This is a genomic window from Acinetobacter sp. SwsAc5 (assembly GCF_013391485.1).
GTDB lineage: Bacteria > Pseudomonadota > Gammaproteobacteria > Pseudomonadales > Moraxellaceae > Acinetobacter > Acinetobacter towneri.
This window is the reverse complement of sequence record NZ_JACAXD010000006.1, coordinates 62,179-76,386: the sequence shown is the minus strand read 5'-3', so window position 1 is coordinate 76,386 and position 14,208 is coordinate 62,179. Positions and strand designations below refer to the sequence as shown.

The following is a 14,208-nucleotide window of genomic DNA, read 5'->3' as shown; positions in this document are numbered from 1 at the left end:
TCTATGAGTACCTTTTCCCTTCTCAATAAGTCGTTCAATCAGCTTTTTGGACTTTTGAAGCTACCGAGTACATTCACGTACTCGGATTTACGGCATTTGGCCATAGGCGGTGCGCGTGATGGTTGGATGCTATTGTTTTTTGTATTGGGTGCTATATCGGCAAGCCCATACTTTATTGAAAGTATATATCTGCGGTTAGCCTTCATGTCAGTCTGTGGCGCGGCAGTCGCAATTTTACTGTTCTATAGCAAGATCAAGTTTTTCTACGACAAAGTATTCATGTTTGATCCGATCAAAGATGAGGACCGTGCTCGACCGTTTCAGATCACATCAAGTAACCCTGTAGGCACATTAGAGGAAAATGTGGGAAATGGTATCTGTGTAGGTTATACAACCGATACGGGTGAACCAGTTTTTATCCCATACGATTTGATCAGTCAGCATATCTCTATCAATGGATCAACAGGTACAGGTAAATCGGTACTGGCAGCAAGCATGATGGGCCAACAAATGCGCAACGGCGGCGGTCTAATCTTTGTCGATGGTAAATTGAGTAACAAGGAACTTTTAGCGATTTGGCAGCTTGCATGTTGGGCCGGTCGTGAACTTGACCTTTTGATCATTAATGCCGGTAATCCGGATATGAGTAATACCTATAACCCGATTCTACAAGGTGACTACCAAGAAGTAGCAAGCCGTATCATGATGCTGTTGCCGGACACCAGTAATAATGGCGGCGCGGATCACTACCGTTCAGCAGCCTTATCTGCACTTAACGTCATCCTCGCTGCTTTCCACCGGATCGGACTGGCTTATTCATTCGATGATTTAACAAACTGTATCATGGACTATGATGCGTTTAAGTACATCGAAGATAAGCTGCTCATTGAGCATCCTGATTCTGATGAAACAGTCGGTTGGTTGTCGTTGATGAAGTCCTACTACACCAAAGGCTTTTTTGATTTCAATAAATTCCAAACCATGCTGTCAGGTCTTGCAGCACGTTTATCTCAATTCAGCCAAGGTTCATTTGGCCGTGTAATGAATGTATATAATCCTGAGATCGATTTTGAAAAAGCTATTCTGCAAAATAAGATCATTTATGTCATGTTGCCGACCATGGCCAAGAATGAACAATCAATTGCATTGGCCAAGATCATTATTGCGGATATGCGTACAGCGATCTCACACTTTCAGCGTTTGCCGAAGCACATGCTACCTAACCCACCGTTTATGGTGATACCTGACGAAGCAGGCTCCTACATTGACCAGTCGTGGGGCCGCATCTTTGAGCAGTCACGAAGCAGTCGTATTTTCCTATCTCCATGTTATCAGACGTATGCAAACTTGAAGCCGGACGGCTTGGATACATTGTCTGAAATCGTTATGGGTAACACCCTTTTTAAGATATTTTTCAAACAGTTATCAACACTTTCAGCGCAACAAGCAGCAGAAGAAATTGGTGTTTATAAAGATACGACTTGGGCGGTTGCCACTGGTGATGGTATGTCCGCAAGTGGTGATGAAGTGAATACTTCCCCGATCCAAAACCAAGGAACAAACAGATCATTGAATTTCACTCAACGGGATGAAGAAGTTTATCACATCAAGGCAGAGCAGTTTAAATACATCCCTATCGGTGACTGTATCTTCTACTACGGCGGTACACACCTTTATCACTTACGTGTACCTCTATCCATACTGACACCAAAGGCTGAAAGTGAATTTGGTCCGGTGCAGTTCAATCACTATTACATGGATGAGGTAAAAGGTCTTGATCTACGCCAAGTAGTACGAGATTCTGTGAGCTAAGGGGCCAGTATGAACTTTGAATTATTTGTTATCGCGACTGTAGCTGTATTTCTTATCATTATTGTCATTAAACCATTTCGTGAAATATTGATTTGGTTTATTACTGATATTTTTGTACCGGCTGCCAAATTTACTTTTAATTACTTCCTTCTCTATGGGATGAAGGTGATAAAAGACATTTTCTTGGCTCATGGTCAACTATTGAAGAACTTGGTTGTCTCTAGGGCGGTCGTCTTTCCTAAAAATGAAGATTTACGACAAGAGCGCGATAAAGCTATGAACCGTAAGACATAATCGTGAAAGCGCCGTGGCCCAAAAGGTACACGGCTTTTTTAAATAAATATATATAAGAAAAATATTCTATATTTGATCATTTTTTAAGCAAAGCTTATTGATTTTCTTATATTGCTGCTAAGGTGCGGGTTTAGCTGCCTTAACGGTTAATAAATAAACAATATCCGCACAGTTATCCACAGATTTTGTGGAAAATATGGACAAGGCACACTGGTTGAATTATAGCTTATATGTGGTATATTGTTATATATAGAAGAACTAAGTATGAGATAGATTATATGTTAGATAGTAAAGTTAGAGAGTTCTTACACGGTTTAAATACAACACCCACCCAAGAACAAGAAGCCGCCGTAGAGCAGGCTATTAAATTAGCGAACTATAAAATTATTGCTTACGCCGGTACGGGAAAAACCTCTACCTTAGTGATGATCAGTCATGTCCTTGGACATCTGATGAATAAGAGAGGACTCTATCTAGCATTCAATAAAGCTATCGCAAAAGAAGCTCAAGGCAAATTTAACAATAAGGTTGTATGTAAGACCTTCCATGGACTCGCCTACGCGAATGTTCCGAGCTACATTTCATCCAAGATCAAGAATCAACGTATCTTTCCAAAGCAATTGGCGCAGCGTTACGATCTTCGGGATGAGAATATTCCCTATGGCAAAGATTATCTGAATCAGGTAAAAGACTGCTCTAAAGAAAAATATCAGCAAATCCGCGCTAAAGGCGGTTCCCGCTTCGTCTCAGCTCAATACAAGATGCAGCTGATCAATGATGCCATCATCGTGTTTTGTAAATCTGACAGCAAACAGGTGGGCCTAGAACATTTCAAAAGGCTCAATTGGCTTGATGAGGAAACTTTTTCAAAGCTGATTAGTGATTTATTGCCTACGGCGACAAAACACTGGAATGCACTGATTGGTGACAATGACCTACATATTTCCCATGACGTATATGTGAAGTATTGGGCAATGACTGATCCACAGATCACAGGCTTTGATTACATCATGATGGATGAATCTCAAGATATGGATCAACTAATGGCTAAATTACTGGCCAATCAAAAGATTCCGGTGATCTATGTCGGAGATTCTAATCAAAGTATCTACGGATGGCGTGGAGCTATCAATACGCTTAAAGATTTAGACTTGCAAGAGGTACGTTTAACTAAATCTTTCCGTTTTGGTCAGCAAATTGCTAACCATGCAAATTTATTATTGGCTTTGCTAGGTGAATCGTTACCGATTATTGGCCATGAACCAATCAACAGCAAAGTTGTTGTAGATCATCCGGAGACTATGCCAGTAGAAGCGATTTTATGCCGTACCAACAAGGGTGCATTCTATGAGTTAGTAAAACAATCTCAAGCTTTCCCTGATCGCAGATTTGCGCTTTTAGCTGATGTGGGCGAAATCCGTAACTGGATGGTCGGTGCACGTAGTCTCATGAAAGGCGAACCTGTATATCATCCCGACCTTGTATGCTTTGCATCTTGGGTGGATGTTATCGAATACGCTGAGTTGAACAAAGGCGATAACAGTTTTCAGTATATGGTCCGACTACTGGAACAGTTTGATAATGATTTTGATGAAGTGTTCGCCGTCTTGGATATGATCAGCACTGATGTAAATAGTGCAGATACAGTGATTTGCACGGTGCATAAAGCTAAAGGCCTAGAATGGGATAACGTACTCATTTCTGATGATTTTGAGCTGTCTTTAATGACAGATAAATTTGAAGGGACTGGCCGTGCGAAAGATAAAGATGATGGTGAAGTGTATTTGGAAAACTGGAATGCACTTCCCTTCCCGACTGAAATGAAACTTTATCCATTTGGGAACCATCAAGAATTTGTAGAGTCCCGTTTAGCGCCATTGCGTACTTTAAATAGTAAAATGGCTTTCCAACGCTACCGGATCACTGAAATGGATGATGAGGAATTACGTCTATTGTATGTGGCGGTGACACGGGCAAAACGTAACTTGTATGCGGCTAGTCTAAGTGATCTATTCATTCTGCTAGAAAAACTTAGAACTAACTTAGATTAAGTCTTACAAAAAAGCCCTCAATCGAGGGCTTTTTTATATCGATCTTAACGGCGCACCGTAAAGTTTGGATGGTATTGTGAGTTGGCAACGAAAGTCACGTACTTCTGCAATTCGTTGTTGTAAGACATTCTTTCGTTAGGTTTCAGCTGATTGTTCATAATTTCAGTACGCAAACGCTTCATGTTTTCTACGAAATGAGCAGGGGGTTTTGCTTTAACATTTGAACCGTTGAATGTTGCTTCTGCTGCACTAATTAAGGTGTAACCCAAGTTCACGGCCATGTCTTTAATTACATACTCACGGATATGTTCAGCCACATGCTGCATTTGTGCAGGATCATTACGCAATGCGTTCATATAACGAACCAAATGATGTGGCATAGCATTGAGCATACGCAATTCATCTTGTGATAACTGTGCACCGGCAACACCCGATTTACCAACCAAACCTTTTTGACCGGCAATTTGTTGTGCAATTGTATTTGAGTCCAAAGCCAAATCCGAACTATCTAGCCCATAGAAGGCTAAATTGACCATGTGAGCTGTTCCTTTGAACATGCTAGACAAAGATGTAGGTTTTAAAGGCTTAGAACATCCATCCTCTGCAAGCGTATTGTTCCCTGCCTGACAGACAAACATACTGTCTTTGTTTTTATCAGGGGAGATCAAATCTTGGAAGGTGATAGTCGGAGAATATACTTGCGGCTTAGGTTCACAGTTACCTTGACCCGCTTGACAGTTATTTTGTTCTTTATCTGTAGGAAAAATTTCTGTACCGATAATATTCATCAAAAGATATTTAGCTTCATCTTCATTACCGCCAGTTGGAGCAACTAGAGACTTATAAGATGCAGATGCGTTTAAGGCTCTCCATGTTACGTTACCGGATGATTCAATCTCTTGAGCAGCTTTTTCAGAGGTGGTTTGAGCTTTGTCAGAGCCTCTTAGTTCTTTCCAACCTTGTTGGAAGCGTTCTTTAACCTCAGTAAAGTAGTCTTTTTTCTCACCAGTATTTGTACTGATTACACCCTTCATGGAATCCCATGTTGAAGAAAGTGATGCACCGCTTAAATCAAGTTGGAATAATTTACGTGCGGCTTCACATGAGTTTTTAAGAGCTGCGTTCATATCTTGAAGCTTCTTAGACCAACTTGTAAGTAGTGAAGATAAGGGCTGACTGATTGCATTAAGACCTAATTGAAAGAGCAAACCAAGCGCGTTTTGAGCGATTGTACGCAGTAATTGTGTTAGCTCTTGGGCATTAATAAAAGAGAAACTTCCACCAAACAGGTTCACCCCACCACATCCGGCACTTACTCGCGGCGGGTCAAATTGAGCAATATTAATCGGTTTGATCGGCACACGGGCAACAATGCTGCCACCACTAATCACGCCACGTTGTTGTGTTTCAAAATAACCGGCATCGGTAGTATTTGAATACATACCACCCATGAAATTATCAAGGTTATAGGCCTGAGTCACAGATGTCTGTGTCGATGCTCCAACCGCCGCAGCAATCAAACAACTATAGCGAATTGTTTTAATATTACGATCTAAAACATTACGCTTAACAAATGATAATGCTGTGTGGAAATTCGAGCTATTTTTTGATTTAGGTTTAATTAACATATTAGCTACCATTATTCGTTACCAACAGCTTGTTTGATAATATCAACAATCTTTGTTGGATCATTATTCAAGTCGTTTTCAACCTTTTGCATACGAGCAATTTGGTCAGGGGTTAATACACCCTTAGAATATGGATCAAGTTTCTCTTTTTGTTCTTTTGTTAATAGATTAGTTTGATCCGCAACTAAAAGGATTTTGGTTAAAAGAGAATCTTGAGTCATAAGCCCCTGACTTAAAACATAAAAGTTATTAGGCGGAGCCACCATTACAATAGATGGAGTTATTCTTAAACGTAGACGTTTCGCTTGTCCTCTATCAGGTAAGATTATCTCATTTGCGTCCATATTCGGCAATCGTTTTCCATCCATACTAATCATCATTATCTTAAAGTTATTTTTAATTCTAAAATCTTTAAGATATTGATATTGCGAAACACAGAAGGAACAACTCGAATCGTAGAAAAACCATAAACCAGTAAACGATGTCAAATGTTTAACAATATCTGCTTTATCTTTCTCTAATGCTATATTGAAAACTTTATTTGTTGCTGTATCAACTGGTACACGCGCTGTTTCATCTAAGAAAGGATCAGTTTGTGTTAATGTCGTTGCGGCTTTAGAGAAATTCTGCGCCTTATCGAGCGTTAAACGCTGCATATACATATAAGCTTTAGTTTCAGCAGATGGGCTACCATCATCTTCAAATGGCCTATCAATTGCCCTCATTAAAGTTTCAGGCATTACTTGTTTTAACCACTCGGCAGATAAAGCTTTAGCTTTCGGTTCAGATGCTTGTACTACGATAGGCTGATTGAACTGTTTTGTAGCCGGATCATAGATATCAACTTTTTTATGCTCGACAGGCGGGGCTTTAGCTGCTTCTTCTGCTTTACGTTGCTGTTCCATCAACTTACGCTGCTTTTCCAAGGCTTCCTTTTTTTTAATTTCAGGGTCCTCATACCAGTACCAACCTTCCGATCTTCTATCGTAAAAGTTCGGGGAATTTTGTGTATTCGGTTGATTTTGTAGAGCAGCTTGTCGTTGTTCTGATGCAGACTGAACTGTGAATGTTTGTGCCATTAAAATTGTGGCTGCAATTGCATTAAGAGCATATTTTTTCATCATGCAACCCTCTTAAAATAACCATGGTTTAGCGTGATTGATTTTTTCATCAGGTTTGAATTGCAGTTCACCCCAATAACGTGAATCAAAAGACCGTTCATACGAGCCAAGTACCACAACAGCATTTGGTGAAACAATAAAATCACGTTGTAATTCAGCTTCGGTTTTATGCAATTTCTCTAGGGCTTGAGGGCGTAGATTTGCCATTTTTTTGCCATTTACGAAGAATTCCATCCCTTTGACCTGAACGTGATCCCCCTCTTTTCCGACCACTTTCTTAATAATCGACATACTGGCAGGGATATGCGGTTCCATTTTGTTTGTATGGAACATGATGTACTGACCAACCAAAACTTGATCATAGGTCAAAGCTTTTTTATGAACTTGAAATAGGATGTGATCATTAGAAGAAACATTACTAAGATCAACACCAAGCGAATACTGTTCCGAAAATTTCACAAAGTAGTATTTTGAAAAAACGATTACAGTAAAAAACAGGATGATTACCCATAGAACAGCAATCCTTTTACCTTTTGTTTTTTCATAAATTTCGCGAAAAAAATCAACTAGCGGTGTAGTTAAATACGCTCCAATTCGATAGGCTTTTGATTGTTTTAAATTCATGGTTAATATCCTATTTGTTGATAGTTAAAGCCCGTCAGTCGGTTCAATAAACGCCGGTGTTGTATATGCACCCGAAGGCAATTTGATATTGTGCTTCTCAATATCAAGTTTTTGCTGTTTTGAACTGTTGCCGCGACCGTGCTTGTTTTCATGATCCGGAAAACTCTTATAGTCATAAGATTCCTGATCATCTTCCTGATAGAAGTACCAACCTTCTGCCTTTCGGTCATAAAAATTGGGCAGATCAGAGTTTTGCTTTCTTAGGTCTGAGAAATGGTCATGCCTTTGATCATGTTTGGTATTAGCCAAAGCATTCATTGAAATGCCTAAAGCTAAAAGAGGAAGCAAAAAAATCTTCATTTTTTTACTCCACATCAATTGACTGACCATTGGCATTGGTCATGATTTCAGCACTATTCAATTGCTGTTCAGCTTGTGCATTAAAATTTATTTGCTGCTCATTAATTGCTTCTTGTGCTGTTTCTGAAATTGTTGTCGCTGCATAATTGCGTAGTACGTCATAACGTGCTTTACCGCTGTATTTAGTTTTCAATTCAGATTCATCTACTGGCTTGATACCTAATTCATCTAGCAGATCGTAAGTGATATCGTTATCGCGGCTGTAGGCATAAACATTGTTACGGTTTACGAGGATATAGCCTTTGTCCAAGTAATCCTCTACTAAGTTTTGCAGATGGTCACGGTATTGGTTTGCAAATTGTTGAGACTGATTCGGGTTTAAATTTGCATTAATTACATGGTTTGTTGCAGAAGTGGCCAACATTTCAACATCAATAACAGCCACGTTCCCACCTTTTGCGGAAACACTAGGAAGTTTTAAATAGTTGAATTTCCATGCCAAAAATAAAGAAACAAGCAAAGCGAAGATAACAAAGCCAATGATCCATTTACGGTTATCCTTCTTCTTTTCTTCCTGATATTGCTTCCATTGAGCATTTATCTCAACATTGTCTTTAATTTTTGTCAGCAAACTTAAAGCAGCTGAATTTGATGTATTTGACTGCAATTTTTGGATAAATTGAACCAGTGTAATATCACGAATTTTTTTATCGTTATATTCCTGAACCAAGAAGCTGATCAGAGTCGTTTCATTTTCGGTCAATGGCTCAGGACCAGTGAACGATTGAATTTTTTCAATAAACAACTTTTTATCGTATTGACCATTTACTAATGCGATATCAAAGATTTGATCTTGGATGTTCATATTTATTCACCTAAACGGGCTGAACGATTGACAATATTCTTTTTAAATTCAATTAGAGCCTGTTTCAGATCGACTTCGCCCGTTGTGATCAATCTCTCTAAATCTTGAATATCGCGATCCTCTACCGAACCCTTGGCTGAAATCTGTTCTCGCTCTTTTACCAAGTAAGACTGGATGATGTCTTTTACTGGTTCACCGGCATCGAGACGATTCAGGAATGGAATGAAGTATTCATCTGATGATGAGTACAGGACTTTTTCGGTCTCATTAAAGACGATACGAATAGTTGAAATATTGTCTGTATCGGATTCAAAAATCATGGCTTCTGAATACTGGCCTTTGAATAGACGTAAGGATTCCATGGTCTTAATTACGAATGGATCGTTCTTGATATACCCATTTTCAACAAGTTTTTTGATTTCCGCAGTTTTATATGGCAGATAAATAACATAGTTCGCATTATTGATAATGCTTTTGATAGCTTCTGACTGAGCAACTTTCTCAATATTCTGTGTTACTAACCAACAGCCTGCACGGTATTTACGGATACGCATGTAGAAGTCATCGATATATTGCGCCACTACAGGAATAGCTAAATAACTTGTTACTTCTTCAAAGATTACAAACTTACGCGGATAGGTAGAGTTAAAGAACATATCGTTTTGGATACGGGCTAACAGTACCATCATCACTACAGTCTTTAACTCAGGGAAGGCTTTAAGTCCTTCGAGTTCGAGTACAACCATCTGAGCGTCAAGTTTTAAATTGTTGTCGCCATCAAAGTATTTGCCGTAAGAGCCACGGTCAGTATAGTCATATAACTGACGACCTAACTTCCGGACGTTTTCATCATCCTGTTTTGCCAAGAAGTCAGCAACATCGGTGATTGTGGTTTTTTGAGCGCCCATATTGAAGGAACTGACAATAGCCTTCTTAATCATGGACATCAGATAGTCATCTAGTGGTGTACTAGGTGATGCCATCTGCTTAACAATACGACTCAGCTGCTCTAACTCGGAGTGAATGTCAGTTACCAAAGTAAATGGGTTAAGACACACATGGCTTTTATCCGTGAATTCAATGAAAGTACCACCTAGAACGGCACACAATTTTTTGTATGAACGGCCTTCATCGATAATCCGAATCATTGCACCGGATTCATATTCCTGTTCAATGAAGTTATTGACGGTTGCTGATTTACCACCACCTGACGAACCAAAAACTAGACCATTATGGTTCTGACCACGCATAGGGTCGAAGCCATATAAATTACCACGGCGGGTATAATAGACTTGTGAGTATCCCGATCTAAGATTTCGGTAATCACTGAAAATCGGGGCAAAACTAGCAGCATGTTTAATTGTCATAGTAAACATACGGTTAGTATTTTTTAGAGATTCAAGGCTTGGATATAGTGGTAATGCGTTCCACAACAAAGGAAGGACAATTTTGTTATCAGGGACTACAGATAAGCCATCTGTCTTATAGTAGTTTTGGAGCCGAGCTGCGATCCCCTGTAAGCGAAGTTTGTCTTTGTTGAAAAGCACAATATTGAAATAAAGCTTACATGGAAGTTCACCCTGTTTCGTTTCGTTGAACATCAAGGTTAAACCACTCAAACGCTCACGTAATTTAGGCGACATCTTCAATGCAAAGGGTGTCGCGGTGTCTTGGGTCTGCGTATAGTTTAGGTCTATACTATTGTTTTCTTTATGAATATCAGGAATTATGATTGTGCAATTGACCATGAATGGACATGAAACTTGCTTTGTACTGCCGAAGTGATCACCAACCAAGTTATTCATCAAAGCAATGGTATTTTGCTTTGGTAATGCTTTAACTGAAAGAACACTGAAATACGTGTCATCAATTTTCACAAAGTTCGGATCACGATTATCGATAGCTGTAGTTTTTTGGAACATCTGTTCTGAAACTTTCTGATTGTCATCAAAGACGTAATCAAATGGCTTGTATGGATACAGAATTGAACGTACCTGAGCTACAAATTCCTCTTTAGTTAACTGTCGGATATCGCCCATCACAGAGTTTTTCAGGTTGTCATAAACCGAAAGAATCTGTTCTTTGGCACGTTCCAAATCATATTCACTTAATTTGAGGTCAGCCGGAACCTTGACACTCACCAACAAGCGGTTTGTACGCAATGTAATACCGGATGATGGAACGATCGGTTTAACCGTACCTTCACGAAGGGCTTTTACACGCGCTTGGATGATTTCAATAAGATCGGTTTTCTGTCTTTCAGAAAGATTACTGTTTAGACGTACAGCCTGCTCTTTTTGAGCAACATAATCTAAGACTTCATCTTCAATATGGTTAGTCGCTATGTGCGTGAATTGAATAATGGAATTCGCCGGCAATTTAACTGAAATACTACCCGCGAATAACTGAAAATCCACTTCGTCCATGCCGTTAAGTGTTGTAGCAATAAACGATGCACCGATATATGACTGTTTTTTATTGTTTTCACAGTAGAAAAAGTTATCTTCTGTAGGGCTTAGAATTGGAGTAAGGTCTGAAAGTCGATAACGGCGTAACACCTTATCTATTATAGAAGCGGCACTTGTAACCATCGATGTTCCTGTTATTTAAATACAGTTATTAATGGTATTATTATATTTGTTTTAATAAAAATATCTATAAATAAAAATATAATGTTTTAAAAAAGTTTAGATTATTAGATAAATAAACTTAACGCTATTGTTTCACAATATTTAAAAAAATACGTTTGTTAAATCATTGATATTAAAATATAAAAAAACCCACCTTTCGGTGGGTTTATTTTTTTGGTTGGAACTATTAGATAGTCGCACCAAAGAAAGCCATAAGAACTTTAGGGCCGTATAGAGCTACAAGAGCGATACCTACAGAAAGGATAGTACCGACTAAAGACTTCGCTACGAAAGCAGAGTAAAGAGTAAGTAAAAGACCTAACATTGCAGCTAATAGACCGCCTGTACCGTTCATAAATTTCAGTAACCAGTTAACCGGAGCACCTAATACAGTTGAAGCTGTGTTAACGTCACCCGCAGCACCAGTAGTTGCGTTTAAGTCAGTACCTAGAGAAGATTCTTCGATCGCCATTGCATTGTTCATAATAGCGAACAGAGCAACAACTACTAATGACATCACTACATAGTTGGCAAAACGGAAAGCTTTTGATTGCGTAAAAGCTTGTAAATTGAATTTTTGTGCTACTAATTGCATAACCAATCCTCTTTATATGTTTTGGATTATTTTTAACAAGAACACTCACCTTGCTAACGTAAATTTTACATAGTTTTTTTATTATTTCCAGTCTTTAAAACAAAATTATTAACGAAACATTTATTATCTTTATTTCAAATCATTAATGAAACATTAAAAAACCCGCAAATAGCGGGTTTTGATATAGTTTTCGGGGATTTACATGCCGCCCTGAGTCGCTAACTCGTTCTGTTTCTGCATAGAATCCGATAAAGGCGCTTGTTTTACAGGCTGTGGGTTCTCTTGGTTATCAATGGCTTTACGAATATTCGCTGCTTCTGTTGCTGCTGCGTCTCGCGTAGAGTCCAAGGTTGGACCTTGAGTTTGGCTTGGAGACATATAATCTGCCTTATTCGGTGCTGTCACTGGTGTATTACGCATTACTGAGTCACCAAAGTTCCAACGGCGCGGTGTAATCTCGGTGAACATATATGAACCCCAATTCAAGGTTTCATTTTGATCTTTCCAAGGTGCAACCCAAATCCGTAAAACTTTAGGTTGTTCCAATACTGGCATTGGTGATGATGCTGATTGAAATTGTGGCTTACTGAACAAGTTTAGAGCTTCATTAGCCGGAGTCTGTTTTTCAGATTTTTTAGATTTAGAGCTTTTAAACATGCCTGATTCTGATCTTTCGTGATCATGTCCTTCATGTAGATTGGACTGATACACACCACCAAAATTATCATCATTGGTCATGTCATAAATCTGAGTTGGCGATTTACATACCACCCCGTCCGGCAGGCCACTACAACCGTATTTGTTTGCGTAACCACTCATACATCCAGTCATTACAGTCGATAAAGTTAGTGCAGTAAGAGTCAATAAATTACGTTTTTTCATTATTTTGCACCTGATAATTGGTTTGTAAGAATGATCGTCACACGGCGACCGGCATCAATTTCAATAACTGGCATGGTCTGTTCAGCGAGGTCCATATAAAAGTTTGCAACACGATCTAGTGCATTACCAACACCACTTGCCACAGCAATTTTCCCTGCTTGACCTACATTTGGAGTTTCATATTTCACATCATCCCCTGAACCAATGTTCAATGATGGAACTTGTGAAGGAGCCATCTGTTTACCCAATCCGGCAATTGTGCCTGCAAAGATAGAACGCGCGATTGCTGCACCTTGTTTAGAAACTACACGACCACGTAGCCCATTCTTACCATCTTCACCAACTACATAAGCTGAGATTGGGCCATCAATAATTGTTCCGTCTTTGAAAATACAAGCTATCTTTTCACCACGCATTTCAGCACGTTCACTGGCTAAGTTACCCACACCTGAAACAAGGACGAAACATTCTTTTGCAAGCTGTGAGTAACGGTTAGGCAAGATAGCATTCGTCTTTACACGGATAAGTGCCGGTACTGCATTTGAAGAACCACGGCCGGCAGTAGCATCCATACCGTTGATTAAGACACCATCCATCATACTTCCGGTAGTCATTCCATGTTCAATCAGCAATTTAGCTTGGATTGAGTCATTTTTATGAGTGGTGTGACCATTTTTTGTATAACCGTTGCTTTGGATTTTGCTTGCATCTTTATCGCTACGGATGATACGGAAAGGATCAACTTGGGTTTCACGCGGAGAAATCATTTCATCCGGTGTCGCACTTGGAACAGGTTGAGTAGGCATCACAGGCATTTGCTCAACAGGCGCATTCGCATTGTTGCTCACAGTAGGATCAAGACCTTGTAGAGGTGGCAGATTGATACCATTTGCCCCACCTGATTCACGGCCAAGTTTCATAGCATTCACTTCATCAGATACAGCTGCTACTTGACGCGCAATATCACTCAGTTGTTGGCCAACAGCCTGATTACCTTGACGGTAATCATTAGCGATTTCTTGCTGATTCTGCATCAAAGCTTCTTGTTGCTGTCTTTGGCGTTCAAGTTCTGATTGAGTCAGACCTTTTAGTTCTGCAACACCCACTTCACCGACCTTTGGTGCTACAACACTCTGACGATCTACTTGGCTGTTCAGCTTGTTTTGGCGTTCCGGTTCAAGTTGAGCCTGTTTTTTTGCATCCAATCCAATTGCTACAATTACCAAGAAAGCCAATACAACTACAGCAATAATGACATTACGTTTTGTAGGGTCGATTTGAAGCCATTTTTGCTTTAATTCGGCCATTTTTGCTTTTAAGGCATTATTATCTTTCATTACCAACCC

Annotated in this window: 12 protein-coding genes; 3 read left to right on the top strand and 9 right to left on the bottom strand. The window is 39.4% G+C overall.

What is annotated here, in order from left to right; all coding sequences use genetic code 11:
• The first annotated feature begins 3 nt into the window (after positions 1-3).
• The 3 genes from HYG89_RS04980 (at position 4) to HYG89_RS04970 (ending at position 4,157) form a co-directional block, all read left to right on the top strand.
• The gene (locus HYG89_RS04980; RefSeq protein ID WP_256733931.1) at positions 4-1,812 is read left to right on the top strand and encodes a type IV secretory system conjugative DNA transfer family protein; all 1,809 of its coding nucleotides are present in this window, start codon (positions 4-6) and stop codon (positions 1,810-1,812) included.
• A gap of 9 nt (positions 1,813-1,821) precedes the next feature.
• Entirely contained in the window at positions 1,822-2,106 is a 285-nt protein-coding gene (locus HYG89_RS04975) for a hypothetical protein (protein WP_178866357.1), read from the top strand.
• A 278-nt stretch (positions 2,107-2,384) separates the two neighbouring features.
• On the top strand, positions 2,385-4,157 hold the full coding sequence (locus HYG89_RS04970; RefSeq protein WP_178866354.1) for a UvrD-helicase domain-containing protein: 1,773 nt from the start codon (positions 2,385-2,387) through the stop codon (positions 4,155-4,157).
• Positions 4,158-4,201: 44 nt separating this feature from the next.
• Here the strand turns inward: HYG89_RS04970 and HYG89_RS04965 are convergent, their stop codons facing one another.
• From HYG89_RS04965 to HYG89_RS04925, 9 genes are all read right to left on the bottom strand, one after another.
• Positions 4,202-5,797, bottom strand: a complete 1,596-nt coding sequence (locus tag HYG89_RS04965; RefSeq protein WP_178866352.1) for a conjugal transfer protein TraH — start codon at positions 5,795-5,797, stop codon at positions 4,202-4,204.
• Positions 5,797-6,909 carry a conjugal transfer protein TraF gene (gene traF, locus HYG89_RS04960; protein ID WP_178866350.1) on the bottom strand — a complete coding sequence of 371 codons (1,113 nt, stop codon included), beginning with the start codon at positions 6,907-6,909 and terminating at the stop codon, positions 5,797-5,799. The genes HYG89_RS04965 and traF overlap by 1 nt, the downstream gene beginning before the upstream one ends.
• A 9-nt stretch (positions 6,910-6,918) precedes the next feature.
• Positions 6,919-7,530 carry a signal peptidase I gene (gene lepB, locus HYG89_RS04955; protein WP_178866348.1) on the bottom strand — a complete coding sequence of 204 codons (612 nt, stop codon included), beginning with the start codon at positions 7,528-7,530 and terminating at the stop codon, positions 6,919-6,921.
• A 24-nt stretch (positions 7,531-7,554) separates the two neighbouring features.
• Complete coding sequence (locus HYG89_RS04950) at positions 7,555-7,890, bottom strand: hypothetical protein (RefSeq protein ID WP_178866347.1); 336 nt, start codon at positions 7,888-7,890, stop codon at positions 7,555-7,557.
• Positions 7,891-7,894: 4 nt separating this feature from the next.
• Positions 7,895-8,755, bottom strand: coding sequence for a hypothetical protein (locus HYG89_RS04945; RefSeq protein ID WP_178866345.1), 861 nt, complete (start codon positions 8,753-8,755; stop codon positions 7,895-7,897).
• A 2-nt stretch (positions 8,756-8,757) separates the two neighbouring features.
• Positions 8,758-11,346: a TraC family protein gene (locus tag HYG89_RS04940; protein WP_178866343.1), complete on the bottom strand. Its 2,589-nt coding sequence runs from the start codon at positions 11,344-11,346 to the stop codon at positions 8,758-8,760.
• A 226-nt stretch (positions 11,347-11,572) separates the two neighbouring features.
• On the bottom strand, positions 11,573-11,980 hold the full coding sequence (locus HYG89_RS04935) for a hypothetical protein (RefSeq protein ID WP_178866341.1): 408 nt from the start codon (positions 11,978-11,980) through the stop codon (positions 11,573-11,575).
• A 198-nt stretch (positions 11,981-12,178) separates the two neighbouring features.
• Positions 12,179-12,862, bottom strand: a complete 684-nt coding sequence (gene traV / locus HYG89_RS04930; protein WP_178866339.1) for a type IV conjugative transfer system lipoprotein TraV — start codon at positions 12,860-12,862, stop codon at positions 12,179-12,181.
• A complete protein-coding gene (locus tag HYG89_RS04925; RefSeq protein ID WP_178866337.1) occupies positions 12,862-14,199 on the bottom strand; it encodes a TraB/VirB10 family protein in 1,338 nt (445 codons plus the stop codon). The genes traV and HYG89_RS04925 overlap by 1 nt, the downstream gene beginning before the upstream one ends.
• Positions 14,200-14,208 lie beyond the last annotated feature (9 nt).